Source organism: Rhizobium sp. P38BS-XIX (assembly GCF_012641435.1).
Lineage (GTDB): Bacteria > Pseudomonadota > Alphaproteobacteria > Rhizobiales > Rhizobiaceae > Rhizobium.
In genome coordinates this window covers 88,807-105,962 of sequence record NZ_JABAIJ010000007.1, presented here as the reverse complement: position 1 = coordinate 105,962, position 17,156 = coordinate 88,807, and the positions used below count along the sequence as shown (strand labels likewise).

General features: G+C 59.9%; 18 protein-coding genes. 13 read left to right on the top strand and 5 right to left on the bottom strand.

What is annotated here, in order from left to right:
* Nucleotides 1-21: 21 nt before the first annotated feature.
* Together HGP17_RS22150 and HGP17_RS22145 are read left to right on the top strand one after the other, a co-directional pair.
* Nucleotides 22-861, top strand: a complete 840-nt coding sequence (locus HGP17_RS22150) for a GyrI-like domain-containing protein (protein WP_168812619.1) — start codon at nucleotides 22-24, stop codon at nucleotides 859-861.
* A gap of 228 nt (nucleotides 862-1,089) precedes the next feature.
* Nucleotides 1,090-1,833, top strand: a complete 744-nt coding sequence (locus HGP17_RS22145; RefSeq protein ID WP_168812618.1) for a TerC family protein — start codon at nucleotides 1,090-1,092, stop codon at nucleotides 1,831-1,833.
* Between the two features lie 46 nt (nucleotides 1,834-1,879).
* Here HGP17_RS22145 and HGP17_RS22140 read toward each other — a convergent pair whose 3' ends face one another.
* Nucleotides 1,880-2,290 (bottom strand): hypothetical protein, encoded by a 411-nt coding sequence (locus HGP17_RS22140; RefSeq protein WP_168812617.1) that lies wholly within the window; start codon nucleotides 2,288-2,290, stop codon nucleotides 1,880-1,882.
* Nucleotides 2,291-2,652: 362 nt separating this feature from the next.
* Here HGP17_RS22140 and gltX point away from each other — a divergent pair, with 362 nt between their 5' ends.
* The 3 genes from gltX to HGP17_RS22125 are packed head-to-tail and all read left to right on the top strand — an operon-like array spanning nucleotide 2,653 to nucleotide 5,944.
* A complete protein-coding gene (gene gltX, locus HGP17_RS22135; RefSeq protein WP_168812616.1) occupies nucleotides 2,653-4,110 on the top strand; it encodes a glutamate--tRNA ligase in 1,458 nt (485 codons plus the stop codon).
* Nucleotides 4,111-4,125: 15 nt separating this feature from the next.
* Nucleotides 4,126-5,622, top strand: a complete 1,497-nt coding sequence (gene lysS, locus HGP17_RS22130) for a lysine--tRNA ligase (RefSeq protein WP_168812615.1) — start codon at nucleotides 4,126-4,128, stop codon at nucleotides 5,620-5,622.
* A gap of 37 nt (nucleotides 5,623-5,659) precedes the next feature.
* Nucleotides 5,660-5,944 carry a hypothetical protein gene (locus HGP17_RS22125; protein ID WP_168812614.1) on the top strand — a complete coding sequence of 95 codons (285 nt, stop codon included), beginning with the start codon at nucleotides 5,660-5,662 and terminating at the stop codon, nucleotides 5,942-5,944.
* Nucleotides 5,945-5,983: 39 nt separating this feature from the next.
* On the opposite strand, the gene HGP17_RS22120 is transcribed toward HGP17_RS22125, so the two are convergent.
* Complete coding sequence (locus HGP17_RS22120) at nucleotides 5,984-6,820, bottom strand: hypothetical protein (RefSeq protein ID WP_168812613.1); 837 nt, start codon at nucleotides 6,818-6,820, stop codon at nucleotides 5,984-5,986.
* 194 nt (nucleotides 6,821-7,014) lie between these two features.
* Between HGP17_RS22120 and HGP17_RS22115 the strand changes: the two genes are divergently transcribed.
* Together HGP17_RS22115 and HGP17_RS22110 are read left to right on the top strand one after the other, a co-directional pair.
* Nucleotides 7,015-7,923, top strand: coding sequence for a LysR family transcriptional regulator (locus tag HGP17_RS22115; RefSeq protein ID WP_168812612.1), 909 nt, complete (start codon nucleotides 7,015-7,017; stop codon nucleotides 7,921-7,923).
* Between the two features lie 41 nt (nucleotides 7,924-7,964).
* On the top strand, nucleotides 7,965-8,579 hold the full coding sequence (locus tag HGP17_RS22110; protein WP_168812611.1) for a 3'-5' exonuclease: 615 nt from the start codon (nucleotides 7,965-7,967) through the stop codon (nucleotides 8,577-8,579).
* A gap of 153 nt (nucleotides 8,580-8,732) precedes the next feature.
* Here HGP17_RS22110 and HGP17_RS22105 read toward each other — a convergent pair whose 3' ends face one another.
* Entirely contained in the window at nucleotides 8,733-9,374 is a 642-nt protein-coding gene (locus HGP17_RS22105; RefSeq protein ID WP_168812610.1) for a dihydrofolate reductase family protein, read from the bottom strand.
* Between the two features lie 405 nt (nucleotides 9,375-9,779).
* Between HGP17_RS22105 and HGP17_RS22100 the strand changes: the two genes are divergently transcribed.
* From HGP17_RS22100 to HGP17_RS22075, 6 genes are all read left to right on the top strand, one after another.
* Nucleotides 9,780-10,940, top strand: a complete 1,161-nt coding sequence (locus HGP17_RS22100; RefSeq protein ID WP_168812609.1) for an ABC transporter substrate-binding protein — start codon at nucleotides 9,780-9,782, stop codon at nucleotides 10,938-10,940.
* 142 nt (nucleotides 10,941-11,082) lie between these two features.
* A complete protein-coding gene (locus tag HGP17_RS22095) occupies nucleotides 11,083-12,069 on the top strand; it encodes an ABC transporter ATP-binding protein (protein WP_168812608.1) in 987 nt (328 codons plus the stop codon).
* Nucleotides 12,066-13,040: an ABC transporter permease gene (locus HGP17_RS22090; protein ID WP_168812607.1), complete on the top strand. Its 975-nt coding sequence runs from the start codon at nucleotides 12,066-12,068 to the stop codon at nucleotides 13,038-13,040. The genes HGP17_RS22095 and HGP17_RS22090 overlap by 4 nt, the downstream gene beginning before the upstream one ends.
* Nucleotides 13,030-13,845: an ABC transporter permease gene (locus HGP17_RS22085; protein ID WP_168812606.1), complete on the top strand. Its 816-nt coding sequence runs from the start codon at nucleotides 13,030-13,032 to the stop codon at nucleotides 13,843-13,845. Before HGP17_RS22090 ends, HGP17_RS22085 begins: the two co-directional genes overlap by 11 nt.
* 13 nt (nucleotides 13,846-13,858) lie before the next feature.
* Complete coding sequence (locus HGP17_RS22080; RefSeq protein ID WP_168812605.1) at nucleotides 13,859-15,286, top strand: gamma-aminobutyraldehyde dehydrogenase; 1,428 nt, start codon at nucleotides 13,859-13,861, stop codon at nucleotides 15,284-15,286.
* A gap of 128 nt (nucleotides 15,287-15,414) precedes the next feature.
* Entirely contained in the window at nucleotides 15,415-15,588 is a 174-nt protein-coding gene (locus HGP17_RS22075) for a DUF1328 domain-containing protein (RefSeq protein ID WP_168812604.1), read from the top strand.
* A 33-nt stretch (nucleotides 15,589-15,621) separates the two neighbouring features.
* On the opposite strand, the gene HGP17_RS22070 is transcribed toward HGP17_RS22075, so the two are convergent.
* Both HGP17_RS22070 and HGP17_RS22065 read right to left on the bottom strand, forming a co-directional pair.
* Nucleotides 15,622-16,296: a DUF1345 domain-containing protein gene (locus tag HGP17_RS22070; RefSeq protein WP_168812603.1), complete on the bottom strand. Its 675-nt coding sequence runs from the start codon at nucleotides 16,294-16,296 to the stop codon at nucleotides 15,622-15,624.
* 108 nt (nucleotides 16,297-16,404) lie between these two features.
* Entirely contained in the window at nucleotides 16,405-17,136 is a 732-nt protein-coding gene (locus HGP17_RS22065; protein WP_168812602.1) for an SDR family oxidoreductase, read from the bottom strand.
* Between the last annotated feature and the right edge of the window lie 20 nt (nucleotides 17,137-17,156).

The following is a 17,156-nucleotide window of genomic DNA, read 5'->3' as shown; positions in this document are numbered from 1 at the left end:
CGGCAACCAGAGGAGCGGAACATGAGCGCGATCGGCAGGGCGATATGGTTCATCGAAAGCCATTTTGAATCCGACATCTCGCTGGACGAGATTGCCGAAACGGCCGGGCTGTCGCGCTATCACCTGTCGCGGGTCTTCGGATTGACGACGGGCCATTCGATCAGCGGCTATATCAGAAGCCGACGCCTCAGCGGCGCAGCTCTCGCACTGATCGGCGGAACCACTTCCATTCTCCAGGTTGCCCTCGATGCCGGCTACGGCTCGCACGAGGCTTTCACCCGTGCCTTCCGCGAACAATTCGGCCTGACGCCGGAAAGTCTGCGCAAACAAGGTCACGTTCGCAACCTTGCTCTACAGGAGCCGATCAGAATGGACGATACTCGCCTTCCCCAGCTCGAAGCTCCGCGCTTCGAGACTCGCCCCGCAATGCTGCTTGCAGGTCTTGCGGAAACCTACGCCTACGAGGCCACACAGGCGATCCCAGCCCTATGGCAGAAATTCAACCAGCATTTCGGCCATATCCCCGGTCAGATCGGCAATGTCGCCTATGGCGTCTGCACCCAGGCCGAGGAAGGCAGCGAAAGCTTCCACTATATGTCCTCGACCGAAGTGTCTGGCACCGACGATATGCCCGAGGGCTTTACGACCTTGAGGCTGCCGGCGCAGCGCTACGTGGTCTTCACGCATCGCGGCCACATTTCCGGCATTTCCGCCACCGTTCACCAGATCTTCGGTGAATGGCTGCCGCAATCCGGTCATCAGCATGGCGGCATTCTCGACATGATGGAGCGCTACGATGATCGCTTCGACCCACGCACCGGCATGGGCGTGACGGAAATCTGGATTCCGCTGAAAGCCTGAGGCCAGCGCTGTCGCACCGAATTGGAGCAACTCCAGGAAAAGTGCGTGGCGGTTTTCCGTCCGGAGTTGCGCGAGGCAAAAGATAGAGCGGTTCGGAGTTTCCGTGAAAACTTGAACCGCTCTGGCTGCGGCCTTGTACCTGCGGCGGCGCTCCTTACATTACCGGCATTCACGCATGCCGGGCTGGGGGTCAGCCTCGGCAACTGCTGATGTCGGGGGAAATCGCCAATGAATATTGTTGGACTGATACAGGATCCGAGCGCATGGGTCGCGCTCATCACACTGGTTGTCATGGAAGTCGTTCTCGGCATCGACAACCTCATCTTCATTTCGATCCTGACCAACAAGCTACCCGCCGAGCATCGTGACCGCGCCCGCAAGATCGGCATCGGTCTGGCGCTCGTCATGCGCCTGGCGCTGCTGGGCACGGTCGCCTGGATCGTCCAGCTGACGCAGCCGGTTTTCGAAGTCTTCGGCCAGGGCTTCTCCTGGAAAGACATGATCCTGATCGGCGGCGGCCTCTTCCTCGTCTGGAAGGCGACGAAGGAGATCCATCACAATGTCGACCCGCAGGAGCAGGGTGAGGATTTCATCGCCAAGTCGACAACCTCGACCTTCGCCTCGGCGATCGGCCAGATCCTGCTGCTCGACCTCGTTTTCTCCATCGACAGCATCATCACCGCCGTCGGCATGACGCCGCATCTGCCGATCATGTTCGTTGCCGTTATCGCTGCGGTGACGGTCATGCTGGTTGCGGCAAACCCGCTCGCCAATTTCATCGAGAAAAACCCGAGCATCGTCATGCTCGCGCTCGCCTTTCTCTTGATGATCGGAACGACGTTGATCGCCGAAGGCATGGGCGTGCATGTGCCCAAGGGCTACATCTATGCAGCGATGGCGTTCTCGGCGCTGGTGGAGGTGCTCAACATGCTGGCGAGAAATCGCCGCAAGAAGGCATCCAGCGGCCACTGATAGCGAAAGCCGCGCCTATGAACAGGCGCGGCTTTCATGACGTTGGTCAATCCTGAACGTGAATGTCGACCGACTGGCCGATGTCGCCATGTCCGTAGATGTCGACCTTGATCCAGACATTGCCGCGTACGATGAGGTTCCCGGCATCGTTGGCGATGTTGCCGCTTGCCAGCATGGCTTCAAGCTTCTGGCGGTTGGACGCCTGAGAGAAGAAGCTGTCGCCCTCGTCGCCACGGTCGCGGCGGCGATAGACGTGATAGTTGGCGCGGTCCTGGCGGATGATCTGCCAGGGTGCGGTCAGACGCTCGCCCTTAGAATTATAGAGATCGTCACTGCCGATGTAGGCGCGGTAGGATTCGATCAGGCGCGAGGAACTATCGCGCGTGATGGTCGATTGTGCCGCGGCCGCATCGAACATGGCGGCGGTCAATAAAAGGCTCAAAATCAATTTCTTCATTGTTTCCTCGCGGTGAACGATTGAAGACCTATTTCGCCACTGCCGCGAAAATTGCAAATCAAATTCGACGACCGGCTCGCTTTTATCCTCGTAGCCTTATGAAGAGTAAAGAGACGACATGAAATTGATAGATCGCGTCAAATCGATGCGCCGCAGGGCACGCAGCATTGCCGAAGCAGCCTGGCAACGCAGTTTCCCTTGACGGCATCCCTTGAATATGGCCTAAGGCCAGCCATACGGAAATCGTGGAATTGAAGCGGCAACGCGCCCTTTTCCGGCCGGTTTCCTGATCCAGATAGACATTTTCGGCTGGTCGGCGCTCATCCCGAGCGTAGCCCGGCCTTTTATGACGGGCAAACAAGATGACCACTTCAGGCGTTCGCGTCCGCATCGCACCCTCCCCCACCGGCGAGCCGCATGTCGGCACCGCTTACATCGCGCTGTTCAACTATCTCTTCGCCAAGAAAAACGGCGGCGAGTTCATCCTGCGCATCGAGGATACCGACGCGACCCGCTCCACCCCGGAATTCGAGACCAAGGTTCTCGATGCGCTGAAATGGTGCGGCCTCAAATGGTCCGAAGGTCCCGATGTCGGCGGCCCGTACGGCCCCTATCGCCAGAGCGACCGCAAGGACCTCTACAAGCCCTACGTCGAGCAGATCGTATCGGCCGGCCACGGCTTTCGCTGCTTCTGCACGCCCGAGCGCCTGGAAAAGATGCGCGAGGCGCAGCGCGCCGCCGGCCTGCCGCCGAAGTATGACGGCCACTGTTTGAACCTTTCGGCCGAGGAAGTGACGTCGCGCGTCGCTGCCGGCGAGCCGCATGTCGTGCGCATGAAGATCCCGACCGAAGGCTCGTGCAAGTTCCATGACGGCGTTTACGGCGATGTCGAAATCCCGTGGGATGCCGTCGACATGCAGGTCCTCCTGAAGGCAGACGGCATGCCGACCTATCACATGGCAAACGTCGTCGACGACCATCTGATGAAGATCACCCACGTCGCGCGCGGCGAAGAATGGCTGGCTTCGGTGCCGAAGCACATTCTGATCTATCAGTATCTCGGCTGGGAGCCGCCGGTGTTCATGCACCTGTCGCTGATGCGCAATGCCGACAAGTCGAAACTGTCGAAGCGCAAGAACCCGACCTCGATCTCTTATTACACGGCGCTCGGCTATATCCCCGAAGCGCTGATGAACTTCCTCGGCCTGTTCTTCATTCAGATCGCCGAAGGTGAAGAGCTGCTTGATATGGACGAGCTTGCCGCAAAGTTCGATCCAGAAAACCTGTCCAAGGCCGGCGCGATCTTCGATATTCAGAAGCTCGACTGGCTCAATGGTCGCTGGATCCGCGAGAAGCTCTCGGAAGAAGAGTTCCAGCAGCGCGTTCTGACCTGGGCCATGGAAAACAGCCGCCTGCAGGAAGGCCTGAAGCTGTCGCAGTCGCGCATCACCAAGCTCGGTGAACTGCCCGATCTCGCCGGCTTCCTGTTCAAGTCCGACCTCAACCTCGATGCTTCGGCGTTTGCGAAGATCAAGTCGACGCCGGAAGAGCTGCTGGAAATCCTGAACACCGTGCAGCCGGATCTCGAAAAGATCCTCGAATGGAATGTCGAGACGATCGAAGCCGAGCTGCGCGCCATCGCCGACCGCATGGGCAAGAAGCTGAAGGTCATCGTCGCCCCGCTTTTCGTCGCGGTATCGGGCTCCTCGCGCTCCCTGCCGCTTTTCGATAGCATGGCAATCCTCGGCCGTTCCGTCGTGCGTCAGCGGCTGAAACTGGCTGCCCAGACCGTTGCGACCCTCGTCGGCCCGAAGAACTGAACCGGACGTAAAACCATGAACGACAAGACCGAAACATCAGCCCTTTCCTCCGACGCGACGGAAGTTCGTGCGCAGAAGCTGAAGCTGCTGCGTGAGCAGATCGGCGACGTCTATCCAGCGCATTTCCACCGGACGCTCACCAATTCCGAGCTGGCTGCGAAATACGAAGGCCTGGAACCGGATACGGAAACGACAGACGTCGTGACCGTTGCCGGCCGCGTCTACTCCTCGCGCAACTCCGGCATGTTTATGGACATCCATGACGCCTCGGCCAAGATCCAGATCTTCAGCCACAAGGATGTGACCTCGGAAGAAGCGCGCTCCCTGCTGCCGATGATCGATATCGGCGATATCATTGGCGTCACCGGCGTCGTGCGCCGTACCAAGCGCGGCGAGCTGACGATCAATGCGCAGCAGATCACCATGCTGACCAAGTCGCTGCTGCCGATGCCGGAAAAGTGGCACGGCCTGTCCGATATCGAGCTGCGCTACCGTAAGCGTCACCTCGACATCATGACCAATGAGGAATCGAAGCTTCGCTTCCAGCAGCGCAGCCGCATCGTTTCCGGCATCCGCCGCTTCATGGAAAATGACGGCTTCATGGAAGTCGAAACGCCGATGCTGCATTCGGTCTATGGCGGCGCCACCGCCGAGCCGTTCAAGACGCATCACAACACGCTGAAGCTCGACATGTACCTGCGCATCGCGCCGGAACTGTTCCTGAAGCGCACGCTGGTTTCCGGCCTCACCGACAAGGTGTTCGAGATCAACCGCAACTTCCGCAACGAAGGCGTCTCCACCCGGCACAATCCAGAATTCACGATGATGGAATGTTACTGGGCCTACGCCGACTACGAGGACATCATGGACCTCGTCGAGCGCCTGTTCTCGACGCTCGCCATGTCGATCCACGGCAGCACTGAGTTTGCCTTTGGCGACAAGCAGATCTCCTTCAAGGGTCCGTTCCGCCGCGTGCCGATGCCTGACGCCGTCAAGGAAGCAACCGGCATCGATTTCCTCGCGATCAAGACCGACGAGGAAGCTCGCGCCGCCTCCAAGGCCGCCGGCTTTGCCGTCGAGAAGGACGCGACCTGGGGCGAGTGCCTTGCCTTCATCTTCGAAGAGAAGGTCGAGAGCACGCTGATCCAGCCCTCGCACGTCACGCATTTCCCGAAGGACATCTCGCCCTTCGCCAAGGAAGTGCCGGGCGAGCCGCGCCTCGTCGAGCGCTTCGAAACCTATTGCAATGCCTGGGAACTCGGCAACGCCTTCTCGGAACTCAACGATCCGGAAGAGCAGCGCGCCCGCATGGTCGAGCAGCTGGAGCAGGCGCATGCGCGTGGCGAAAAGCAGAAGGAACTCGACGAGGAATTCCTCGACGCGATCGATCAGGGCATGCCGCCGGCAGGCGGTCTCGGCATCGGTGTGGACCGCCTCATCATGCTTTTGACCAACTCGCCGTCGATCCGCGACATCATCCTCTTCCCGGCACGCCGCAACAAGGCGGACTGAGACAGCCCTCGCTCCCTAAACATATAAGGTGCGCACCATGACGGACAATGAGACATCAGCAACAGATGCCGACCGCGAACAGCAGCGGTTGGCCGATCTGGCCGAGATGGGCGACATCGATCTGTCGCAATACGCACCGGGAACGTTTGGCTGCCATGAGGCCATGCACACGGCGTCGGTCATGCTCGACATGACCGACGATCAGCTGCTGCTGCACCCGGCCATTCTGGCCAATCCCGAATTCTATCGTCTCGCCGGCGAAGTTCATGAAGCGCTGTTCGCGCTCTATCAGGCGATCGGCGAGAAGCATCTGGCTGACTAAGATGCCGTTCGTCGCCTGAAGGCGCCGCGTCGGTTCCGATCAGTTCGTAACCGGTGAGCGCCGATCGGCGGCGCCCGTCATTGTGGGGTCGAGACCTGGCGACGGGCTTTTGCTCTTGGGATTGTTGTCGGCGCCGATAAACTCGCCGTCCTCGTCGAACCCCGGCCGCACGTTGCCTGTTGATTTCGGCTCGACGGGATCCGGCTTGGTTTCATGCGCGGCCTCGTGCTTCGCCGATGCCCTTTCCTCTGCGGCGATCGCCGCTTTCATCTTGTCCTTTTTCGCGTCGCCGCCAGCGTCTGCCGCCAACGCATTGTCGCAATCCGTGAAATCCTTCAGCCCGGCGACGGCCGTGTCGATATCCTTCGGCAGCATCGTCACCTGCTCGCCGTAAAACAGGCCGGCATTGCTGGCTCCGCCATCGTAATAGCGCGCCGATAACGGCGCCTCGGCACTGCCGTCCGTCAGCTTTTCTGGATGCGGCACGTAGACGACGTCAGCCCCCAGCGCACGCCCGCGAATATCGGATCGCAACGTCGGTCCATTCTTGTCGAGAACCACAACCTGAACGAGATCGGGCTTCTGTTCCTGATAAACGGCCTTGGCGACGCGCAATGCCGTCTTGACCCGCGTCAAACCATCGGTCGGATCGGTGCGAATATATTTACGCACCCAGAAGCGGTTTTCCTTGCGAATGGTCACGAGATTGATGTCGGTACACTGCAGACCGTTCGGGGAAGCGGCCGCCATGCCAAGCAGTCTGTCCTTGCCAAAATAGAGCGCCAATACGCCGGAGCAGCCTACCAGAAAGGCCACTCCGCCGATAATGACGACAAGCTTCCGGGGCCTCCGGAAAATGTGCAGTAAGGCGCTCACGCCAACTGCTCCAGCATAGACCACTCCAAGGTGACAAAGATGATCAACCCTCACGTTAAGGAAGTGGCGTTTCGGAATACTTAAAGCAGAGGTGAAACTTAGGGCTGCCGCACCGTCTTTACCAAAAAAGGTCCGAACTTTCACAGTTGTGACAAGCGCTTGCTTTGTGCGCACCGGCCATGCTCTAACGAAGCATGGCCTTCACCTTGAGACAGCTGCAGTACTTTGTCGCCGTGGCGGAACAGGGCTCGGTGACCCGTGCCGCGCAAAACCTTTCCATCTCTCAATCCTCGGTCACGGAGGCCCTGAAAGAGCTGGAAAGCGACCTTGGCGTGGAGCTATTCGAGCGCCATCCGCGCGGTCTCTCCATCACCCATAACGGCCATCAGTTCCTGCGCCACGCGACAAAGATCCTGGCGACGGTTTCCGACGCGCGCACCAGCTTTTCCGGCAAGCAGAATGAGGCCGGCGGCACGCTGAACATCGGCGTGACATCGCTCGTCGCCGGCTATGTCCTATCCGATCTTCTGGCGCGCTATCGTCGCGCTTGCCCAGGTGTCGAAGTCAGCGCCATCGAGGATAATGGCGGCTATCTGGAACATCTTCTGGTTGGTGGTGAACTCGATGTCGCCGTCATGGTCATCTCCAATCTGCGCGACCGCATGGCCCTACAGGCAGAGATCCTGGAGACCTCTCCCTACCGCCTCTGGCTTCCAATGGGCCATCCGCTCGTCTCGGCCGATATCATCAGCGTCGCGGATATCACTCGCGAACCGCTGATCATGCTGACCATCGACGAAATCGAGGAAAATACCGGCAAGCTTTTGAGCGCGCTCGGCGCCCGCCCGCATGTCGCCTTCCGCACACGCTCGGTCGAAGCCGTGCGCAGTCTGGTCGCGACCGGCGCGGGTGTCGCGCTGCTGCCGGATCTTGTTTACCGTCCTTGGTCGCTGGAAGGCGACCGCATCGAAAGCCGTGACGTATCGGGATCGCTGCCGGTCGTGCAGGTCGGCATGGTCTGGCGCAAGGGATCGAGCCTGCCGCAGGCGGCCCGCGATTTCGTCGGCGTCGCCGAAAGCATGCGTTCAGGGCGGCAACGGTAGCATCGAGTTCTGCCGACACCAGGAGGATTGGAGGATCCGACATGAAGACCGCGATCATATTCGACTGCGAATTTCTTTGTCTCGAAGGCTCGCAACGCCGATTCTGGTGTGCGGCGCATGATCCCGATCCGGTGATCGCCGAGATCGGTGCGGTAAAGCTCCGGCTTGAAGGGGATTTCGCCATTCTCGACACCTATAAGGCCTATGTCCGCCCCATCGACAGATTTGGCAATCGATACGCGCTCGATCCCTTCTTCACCGATCTTACCGGCATCACCGAAGAAACCATCGAGACGAAAGGCGTCAGCTTGCAGGATGCGCTTGCCGGCGTCGACGGCTTCTCGGACGGCGCTCGCTTCTGGTCATGGGGCAAGGATGAGCTGAACATGGTGGCGATCAGTTGCTATATCGCCGGCATCCAGCCGCCAATTCCCGCTCACCGCTTCGACAACGCCGTCAAATTGCTGCTGGCCGCCGGAATGCCCATCGAGGATCTGGCGAAAACTCCAAGCAACAAGCTCGCCGATTATTATGGCGTCGACCATCCTCCCCTGCAGGGGCATGACGCACTCGACGATGCTCTTTCCCTATCCTACGCCCTGCAACATCTTATGAAGGCTGGGAAATTGCGGCCGGAAACATTCGATCGCCCATAGTGCTTTCCTCGAAAAAGCGTCGGTGACAGGCTCAATCAGTCAAGCGGCAGGCTTCCGCCTCCCGCTTGATGACAGCCATTCGCACGTGGCAGTGAAGAACCGGCGGCGACAGACAGGCGGATCGAGAGCGCCGTGGCCTGTCAATCGCCAACTCTACTTCGCCAGAACGATATGCGTTGCATGCTCCGTCGGAACATGCTCGATTGTCCGGTATCCCAGCGCATGAAGGTCGATGCCGGCGAAGAGCGGTTCTCCCTGGCCGAGAGCCGTCGGCACAAAAGCGAGGTGAATTTCATCGACGTGACCGGCCTTTATATATTGCCTCACGGTCTCGGCACCGCCACCGATCTTGATGTCCTTTGCGCCAGCTGCTTCGCGCGCCTTTTGCAGCGCCTCCTCAATGCCGCCGGTGATAAAATGAAATGTCGTTCCGCCGAGCATCTCGATTGGTGGTCTGGGGTAATGTGTCAGGATGAACGTCGGCGCGTGATAAGGGGGATTGTCGCCCCACCAGCCTTTCCATTGATCATCAGGCCATTCCCCACGAATGGGCCCGAACATGTTGCGGCCGAGAATGAAGGCACCGAAACCTTCCATCGCGCGTTGGCCGAACCGGTCATCCAGACCCGTTTCACCGTCGTCTTTTCCGATCATCTGGCGAAACGCCCGCGTGGGAAAAAACCATTGAAAGAGTTCCTCGCCCCGCAAGCCAAGCGGTCGATCCAAACTCTGGTCGATGCCTGCAGCGAAGCCATCAAGCGAAACGCCGAACCCAGCAACTTTTACCTTCGTCAATTGTACCTCCATATACGCCGGCATTAGAGATCGGAGAACCGCGCCGGCGCATTGCAGCTCACTCCATTCACGAGGACGATTGAGGCTATCCGGAGCCGACAATTTATTTTTGCTTTTTTACATTCCGCATGGATGGGGTGTACGTTCGAATAGAACACCAAGCATCTTGACGGCTGGCACCGATGCGGCTTTGTCTGGATTTAAGCCTCGGCAAAGTCTATTTTTCAAGCCAGCATCGCTAACGCGCTCCCACTGCAGACATATGGCGAGAACCACCGGAATCGGAATTTCCGATATCACCTTTCTGATAAATGAATTTGCGAATGCGGCGAAATCGCGTCACCTTTTCTTCCGGGAACAGGAAGCCAGCCACTGGCTCCACGATATCAAAACCGGGAGAGTCCGATGAAGCATCTGCTGAAATCATGCACCGCCGCACTCGCATGCCTTAGTTTCGCAACACAGGTCATTGCCGCCGAACCGTTGAAGACGCTCGGCAAGGGCGAAGGTGCGGTCAGCATCGTGGCCTGGGCCGGCTATATCGAGCGCGGCGAAAGCGACAAGAACTATGACTGGGTCACCGGTTTCGAAAAGGAAACAGGTTGCAAGGTCAGCGTCAAGACCGCCGCGACATCGGACGAAATGGTCGCGCTGATGAACGAAGGCGGCTTCGACCTCGTGACCGCCTCCGGTGACGCATCGCTTCGCCTCGTGGCCGGCAAGCGCGTCCAGCCGATCAATACAGACCTGATCCCGAGCTGGAAGAATCTCGACGACCGCCTGAAGAATGCGCCGTGGCACACGGTCAACGGCGTCCACTACGGCGTTCCCTATCTCTGGGGACCGAACGTCTTGATGTACAACACCGACGCCTTCAAGGGTCAGGCGCCGAAGAGCTGGAACGTCGTCTTCGAAGAGATGACGCTGCCTGACGGCAAGTCCAACAAGGGCCGCGTCCAGGCCTATGACGGCCCGATCTATATTGCCGATGCCGCCCTCTATCTCATGGCCCACAAGCCCGAACTCGGCATCAAGGATCCTTACGAGCTCAACGAAGATCAGTACAAGGCCGCTCTTGAGCTGCTGCGTGGCCAGCGCAAGCTGGTCAGCCGCTATTGGCACGACGCGATGATCCAGACCGACGATTTCAAGAACGAAGGCGTGGTCGCTTCCGGTTCCTGGCCGTTCCAGGTCAACCTCTTGCAATCCGACAAGCAGAAGATCGCCTCAACCTTCCCGGATGAGGGAACAACAGGCTGGGCCGATACCACCATGCTGCATGCCGACAGCGAACATCCAAACTGCGCGTACATGTGGATGGAACACTCGCTGCAAGCCAAGGTTCAGGGCGACGCCGCCGCCTGGTTCGGCGCCGTACCCTCCGTGCCCGCAGCCTGCAAGGGCAACGAGCTTCTCACCGACAGCGGTTGCGCCACCAATGGCTATGACCACTTCGACAAAATTCGCTTCTGGAAGACGCCTGTCGCCAAATGCACGAGCCAGAGCGAATGCGTGCCCTATCATCGCTGGGTCTCCGACTATATCGGCGTGATCGGCGGCAGATAGCCAACCCCATCGGCCTCCGCCGCTCCGCGAAAATGGAGCGGCGACCCGCCGGCAGTTGAAATGCCGGCGCCTGCCGCAGACCTGATTCCGATCCGGTCCGGCTGACCAATATCAAACATTCTGCTTATCCCTGGAGAAATCAATGAACGCCGTTCGTTTCCAGCAGGTGTCGCGCCATTTCGGCCAGGTCCGCGCTGTGGATCGTGTCGATCTGGAAATCGCACCTGGCGAATTCTTCGCCATGCTCGGTCCTTCCGGTTCCGGCAAGACCACCTGCCTCAGGCTGATCGCCGGCTTCGAGCAACCCACCGGCGGCCACATCGAAATCTTCGGCGAAACTGCCGAAGGCGTGCCGCCCTACCGGCGCAACGTCAACACGGTCTTCCAGGATTACGCGCTCTTTCCGCATCTCAATATCCTCGACAACGTCGCCTATGGACTGATGGTCAAAGGTGTCGGCAAGGCCGAGCGGCTGCGCGCCGCCGAACAGGCTCTGGAGCTGGTGAAGCTGCCGGGCTATGGCGCCCGCCGCCCCGGCCAGCTCTCCGGCGGCCAGCGCCAGCGCGTGGCGTTGGCCCGTGCGCTGGTCAACAAGCCAAAGGTGCTGCTGCTCGACGAACCGCTCGGGGCGCTCGACCTGAAACTGCGCGAGCAGATGCAGGAGGAATTGAAGAGCCTGCAGCGCGCGCTCGGCATTACCTTCGTCTTCGTCACCCACGATCAGGGCGAGGCCCTGTCCATGGCCGATCGCGTCGCCGTCTTCAACGATGGCCGCATCGTGCAGCAGGGCACGCCACACGATATCTATCAGCGGCCAAAGACACGCTTCGTTGCCGATTTCGTCGGCTCCTCCAATGTCATCGCTCCTGAAGTCATGTCGTTGCTCGGCGGCGAGCGCCGTTGGGCAAGCCTGCGTCCCGAAGCGATCCGCGTGACCGATGAAAGCGGCGTGACGGCGACGGTCAAGGCAACGAGCTTCCTCGGCGCGGCCACCCGCCTTTCGGTCGAGGCAAATGGCGCGCGCCTGCATGTGACCATACCCGCCGGCCAGCAAGCCCCGGACGCCGGCGCTTCCGTCCGGCTCGCCTGGCTGCCGGCTGATGTCCATTACATGGACGACGCCGCATGAACGCCGCCGCCTTTCCCACGCCATCGAGCCAAGCGCCGGCCTCGATCCTGCCGCGCCGCAGCGGGTTCTTCGGCCGCCTGTCCGATCTTTTCTGGCGTCGGCCGAAACTGCTGCTGTTTCTGATGTTGACGCCGCCGCTGCTCTGGCTCGGCATCATCTACATCGGCTCGCTGATCGCGCTTTTGCTGCAGAGCTTCTTTTCGATCGACGACTTTTCGGGACTGGTGAACTACGAATTCACCCTGTCGACCTATGCGCAGTTGCTGAACAGCACCAACTTCGACATCATCGTGCGCACGGTGGTCATGGCCGCGCTCGTTACACTCGCCTCCGCCTTCGTCGCCTTCCCCATCGCCTATTATGCGGCTCGCTATGCCCAGGGCAAATGGAAGGCGCTGTTCTACCTTGGCGTCATGCTGCCGCTCTGGTCGAGCTATCTGGTCAAGATCTATGCTTGGAAGCTGATCCTCGCCAAGGAAGGCATCCTTACCTGGGTCTTCGACAAGCTGCATCTCGGCTGGCTGCTCGACGGCGTGCTTGCCCTGCCCGTCATCGGCGGTAACTCGCTTTCGGTCAGCTACATCGGCACCTTTCTGGTCTTCGTCTATGTCTGGCTGCCCTATATGATCCTGCCGACGCAGGCCGCTCTCGAGCGTGTGCCGGCGAATTTGCTCGAAGCCTCATCCGATCTCGGCGCGACGCCGAACCAGACCTTCCGCACCGTTCTGCTGCCACTCGCCCTGCCCGGGATCGTCGCCGGCTCGATCTTCACCTTCTCGCTGACATTGGGCGATTACATCATCCCGCAGATCATCGGGTCCTCGCGCCTGTTCATCGGCCAAGCCGTCTATACGCAACAGGGAACGGCCGGCAACGTGCCGCTGGCCGCCGCCTTCTCCGTCGTTCCGATCGTCATCATGGCCATCTACCTCTGGATCGCCAAAAAGCAGGGAGCTTTCGATGCGCTCTGATCGTGGCCAACGCGCCTCCTTCCCTATGAAGATCGCCGCCGCCGGCGGCCTGCTCTTCCTTCATCTGCCGATCCTGCTGATCTTCGTCTATGCCTTCACGACGGAGGAAAAGAGCTATCAGTGGCCGCCGCCGGGCTTCACCCTGCAATGGTTCGGCATCGCCTGGAACAGGCCGGATGTCTGGTCGGCGCTGGGGTTGTCGGTTCAGGTCGCGACCGTCGCCACGATCATCGCACTGGTGCTCGGCACGCTCTGCGCCGCCGCCGTCAGCCAGACGAAATTCTTCGGACGCGAGGCCGTGTCGCTGCTCGTCATCCTGCCGATCGCGCTGCCCGGCATCATCACCGGCATTGCGCTTCGCTCCGCCTTCAGCCTGTTCGACATACCGTTTTCGGTGTGGACGATCGTTCTCGGCCATGCAACCTTCTGCGTGGTGGTTGTCTACAATAATGCCGTCGCCCGTTTCCGCCGTACATCCGGCTCGCTCATCGAGGCATCGATGGATCTCGGCGCCGATGGCTTTCAGACCTTTCGCCATGTTGTCCTGCCGAATATCGGCACGGCGCTGCTGGCCGGCGGCATGCTCGCCTTCGCGCTATCCTTCGACGAAGTCATCGTCACCACCTTCACCGGCGGCCAACAGATGACGCTGCCGATCTGGATGCTGGAGGAACTCATCCGCCCACGCCAGCGACCCGTGACCAACGTCGTCGCCATGGTCGTCGTGCTTGTCACTTTCCTGCCGATCCTGGCAGCCTACTATCTTACCCGCGATGGCGATCAGATCGCCGGCGGCGGCAAATGAAAGGGGAATAATCATGGATACCCAGATGCTGATCGGCTCCCGCTTCGAGGCCGGCACGGAAACGGAAGAGCATGTGCTCAACCCGAAGACCGGCGAAAAGGTGCTCGACCTGCCGGAGGCCTCGCTCGGCCAGATCGATGCCGCCGTCGACGCTGCGGAAAAGGCCTTCACGAGCTGGTCGCAGACCACCCCCGGCCAGCGCTCGGCCTATCTCCTCAAGATCGCCGACGCCATCGAGCGCGATGCCGAAGGCTTCGCGGCGCTCGAGGCGCTGAACTGCGGCAAGCCGATCAATGCGGTACTCAACGACGAAATCCCCGCGATCGTCGATTGCTACCGCTTCTTTGCCGGTGCGGTGCGCAACCTGCACGGCCCGGTCGCCGGTGAGTATCTGCCTGGCCACACTTCGATGGTCCGCCGTGACCCGATCGGCATCGTCGGTTCCATCGCGCCCTGGAACTATCCGCTGATGATGATGGCCTGGAAGCTGGCTCCGGCCATTGCCGGCGGCAACACCGTCGTCTTCAAGCCCTCCGAACAAACGCCGCTGACGGCGTTGAAGATGGCGAAGCTTTTGGCCGATATCCTGCCGGAAGGCGTCGTCAACGTCATCCTCGGCCGTGGCGAGAGTGTCGGCAATGCATTGATCAACCACCCAAAGATCGGCATGGTCTCCATCACAGGCGATGTCGCGACCGGCAAGAAGGTCCTGCAGGCCGCAGCCAAGACTGTCAAGCGCACGCATCTCGAACTCGGCGGCAAGGCCCCCGTCATCATCTTCGACGATGCCGATATCGACGCCGTCGTGTCCGGCATCCGCACCTTCGGCTATTACAATGCCGGCCAGGACTGCACCGCCGCCTGCCGCATCTACGCCGACGCCAAGGTCTACGACAATTTCGTCGCTGACCTCACCTCGGCCGTATCAAGCATCAAGTTCAACCTCGCCGACGATACCGAGAACGAAATCGGCCCGCTGATCTCCAAGCGCCAGCGCGACCGCGTCGAGAGCTTCGTCACCCGCGCCGCCGAACACAAGCACATGGAGATCACCACAGGCGGCAAGATCTCCGGCGAGCGCGGCTTCTTCTATGCGCCGACCATCGTCGCCGGCGCCACGCAGGACGACGAGATCGTTCGCCGCGAAGTCTTTGGCCCGGTCGTCTCAGTCACACGTTTCACCAACCCCGACGATGCCGTCACCTGGGCCAATGACAGCGACTACGGCCTTGCCTCCTCGGTATGGACCAAGGATATCAGCCGCGGCATGCAGACGGCTGCCCGCCTGCAATATGGCTGCACCTGGATCAATACCCATTTCATGCTGGTCAACGAAATGCCGCATGGCGGCCTGAAGCAATCCGGCTACGGCAAGGATATGTCAGTCTACGCGATTGAGGACTATACGGCCGTGCGGCATGTGATGATCAATCACGGGTGAGCCGCAGCCAGAACGGATACTGATAGCGATCCCGCCCCAGTGGCGGGATCTTCGTTAATCGAAACGGCTTCGGAACAATTTCCCTTCTCCCGCGTCTTTAAGGAATACAACGCAGAGGAGACTGGCAAATGCTGAAATGGGCTATCATTTTCTTTGTAATTTCGTTGATCAGCGGCTTCTTCGGCTTTTCCGGTGTGTCAGCCGCGACCGCAACCATCGCGCGCGTCCTCTTCGCCATCTTCCTGATCATATTCCTGGTGTTCCTGGTCCTGGCAGTGATGGCCGGAAACGCCGTCGTCTGACGATTTCACACGCGATTGCTTCAGGGGCGGGCCTTAGATCAGGCTCGCCCCGACGTTTATGGCGAGCGCCAGGATCGTGGTGTTGAACAGGAACGACAGAATGGCGTGCAGCAATGCGAGCTTGCGCATCGATACGGTGGAAATGCCGATATCGGCAGTTTGCGCCGCAACGCCGATCGTGAACGAGAAATAAAGAAAATCCCAATAGATTGGCTCTTCCACGGGCTCGGCAAACTTCAGCCCCTCTCCCTTGCGGGAAGCGGCATAATACCGATGCGCATAGTGGATGGTGAAGAGCGTGTGCAGAAATGCCCATGAGATCAGGATCGTCACGATCGCCATCATCACGCGGAAAAACGCGACCGACGGCGGTGCATCCTTCACACCGATGAGATCAAGGACGATGCCGCCGACGCTGGCAATGGCCGCCCCGATCGACAGGATCAGCAGCAGAACATCCGAGAAATCGAGATCGGCCGAGCGTTTGCGAATGCGCTGCGCATCGGCGCTGAGCATGCGGTAGAGACTATAGCCGATATAGACGATGGCCGTCGTATCCCAGGCAATCAACAGATTGCCGGCGTTGAAATCCCGCGACGTCAAAAGCACGAAGACGGCGATGCCGGCCAGAATGGAAATCAGGATCACATGATGCTTACGCCACAACACGAGACCTCTGGAACGATGCACCACCCCGTTATTGCTCATGCGCCGCTCTCCCGACCGAAAATCGTCTTGCAGACCCGATTCGCCGATCAGAGTGACAAATAAAAAGAGGCCCCGCAATATGGGAGCCTCATGCATGAAAAAGGTGCCTCAGCAGACCCAGCCGCCGTCGATGACGTGGGTTTGGCCCGTGGTGAAGCCGGCCTCGTCACCTGCGAGGTAGGTCACGAGTGCGGCAATCTCTTCTGCGGTCGCGATGCGACCCATTGGCTGGCGGGCAATGAAGTCCTTCATGGCCTTGTCGTAGTCCCCGGTCGCACGCAGCCGCTCATGCAGCGACGGGCTGTCGACCGTGCCGGGGCAAATCGCGTTGGCGCGGATGCCCTTGGCCACGAAATCGGCGGCAATCGCCTTGGTCAATCCGATGACGGCAGCCTTCGATGAGCAATAGGCAAAGCGGTTCGGCACGCCTTTCACGCTGGAGGCGACCGAGGACATGTTGACGATCGAGCCCTTACCCTTTTCCAGCATGCCCGGCAGGAAGGTCCGGCAAGTCGTGTACATCGCCTTGGCATTGAGATTGAAGGAGAAATCCCAATCCTTTTCCTCGCAGTCCAGGATCGTACCGGCATGCACGAAGCCGGCGCAATTGAAGAGCACGTCGACCGGGCCGACCTCGTCGGAGAACGCCTTGACCGCAGCGCCGTCGAGCACGTTCAACACATGCTTGCTGGCGCCTTCCAGCGTCGAGAGCGTCTGCTCGTTGATATCGGTGGCGTAGACATGCGCGCCAAGCGAAATGAAGCGCTCTGCGGACGCCCGGCCGATGCCCTGTCCTGCCGCCGTGATGACAACCTTCTTGCCTTCCAGCCCGTGACCCATAATTTCGATCCTTTCTTCGG

Bases quoted from the DNA above. Each gene is read 5' to 3' on its own strand.
- HGP17_RS22150 (WP_168812619.1), top strand. From the start codon at position 22: ATGAGCGCGATCGGCAGGGCGATATGGTTCATCGAAAGCCATTTTGAA.
- HGP17_RS22145 (WP_168812618.1), top strand. From the start codon at position 1,090: ATGAATATTGTTGGACTGATACAGGATCCGAGCGCATGGGTCGCGCTC.
- HGP17_RS22140 (WP_168812617.1), bottom strand. From the start codon at position 2,290: ATGAAGAAATTGATTTTGAGCCTTTTATTGACCGCCGCCATGTTCGAT.
- gltX (WP_168812616.1), top strand. From the start codon at position 2,653: ATGACCACTTCAGGCGTTCGCGTCCGCATCGCACCCTCCCCCACCGGC.
- lysS (WP_168812615.1), top strand. From the start codon at position 4,126: ATGAACGACAAGACCGAAACATCAGCCCTTTCCTCCGACGCGACGGAA.
- HGP17_RS22125 (WP_168812614.1), top strand. From the start codon at position 5,660: ATGACGGACAATGAGACATCAGCAACAGATGCCGACCGCGAACAGCAG.
- HGP17_RS22115 (WP_168812612.1), top strand. From the start codon at position 7,015: ATGGCCTTCACCTTGAGACAGCTGCAGTACTTTGTCGCCGTGGCGGAA.
- HGP17_RS22110 (WP_168812611.1), top strand. From the start codon at position 7,965: ATGAAGACCGCGATCATATTCGACTGCGAATTTCTTTGTCTCGAAGGC.
- HGP17_RS22100 (WP_168812609.1), top strand. From the start codon at position 9,780: ATGAAGCATCTGCTGAAATCATGCACCGCCGCACTCGCATGCCTTAGT.
- HGP17_RS22095 (WP_168812608.1), top strand. From the start codon at position 11,083: ATGAACGCCGTTCGTTTCCAGCAGGTGTCGCGCCATTTCGGCCAGGTC.
- HGP17_RS22090 (WP_168812607.1), top strand. From the start codon at position 12,066: ATGAACGCCGCCGCCTTTCCCACGCCATCGAGCCAAGCGCCGGCCTCG.
- HGP17_RS22085 (WP_168812606.1), top strand. From the start codon at position 13,030: ATGCGCTCTGATCGTGGCCAACGCGCCTCCTTCCCTATGAAGATCGCC.
- HGP17_RS22080 (WP_168812605.1), top strand. From the start codon at position 13,859: ATGGATACCCAGATGCTGATCGGCTCCCGCTTCGAGGCCGGCACGGAA.
- HGP17_RS22075 (WP_168812604.1), top strand. From the start codon at position 15,415: ATGCTGAAATGGGCTATCATTTTCTTTGTAATTTCGTTGATCAGCGGC.
- HGP17_RS22070 (WP_168812603.1), bottom strand. From the start codon at position 16,296: ATGAGCAATAACGGGGTGGTGCATCGTTCCAGAGGTCTCGTGTTGTGG.
- HGP17_RS22065 (WP_168812602.1), bottom strand. From the start codon at position 17,136: ATGGGTCACGGGCTGGAAGGCAAGAAGGTTGTCATCACGGCGGCAGGA.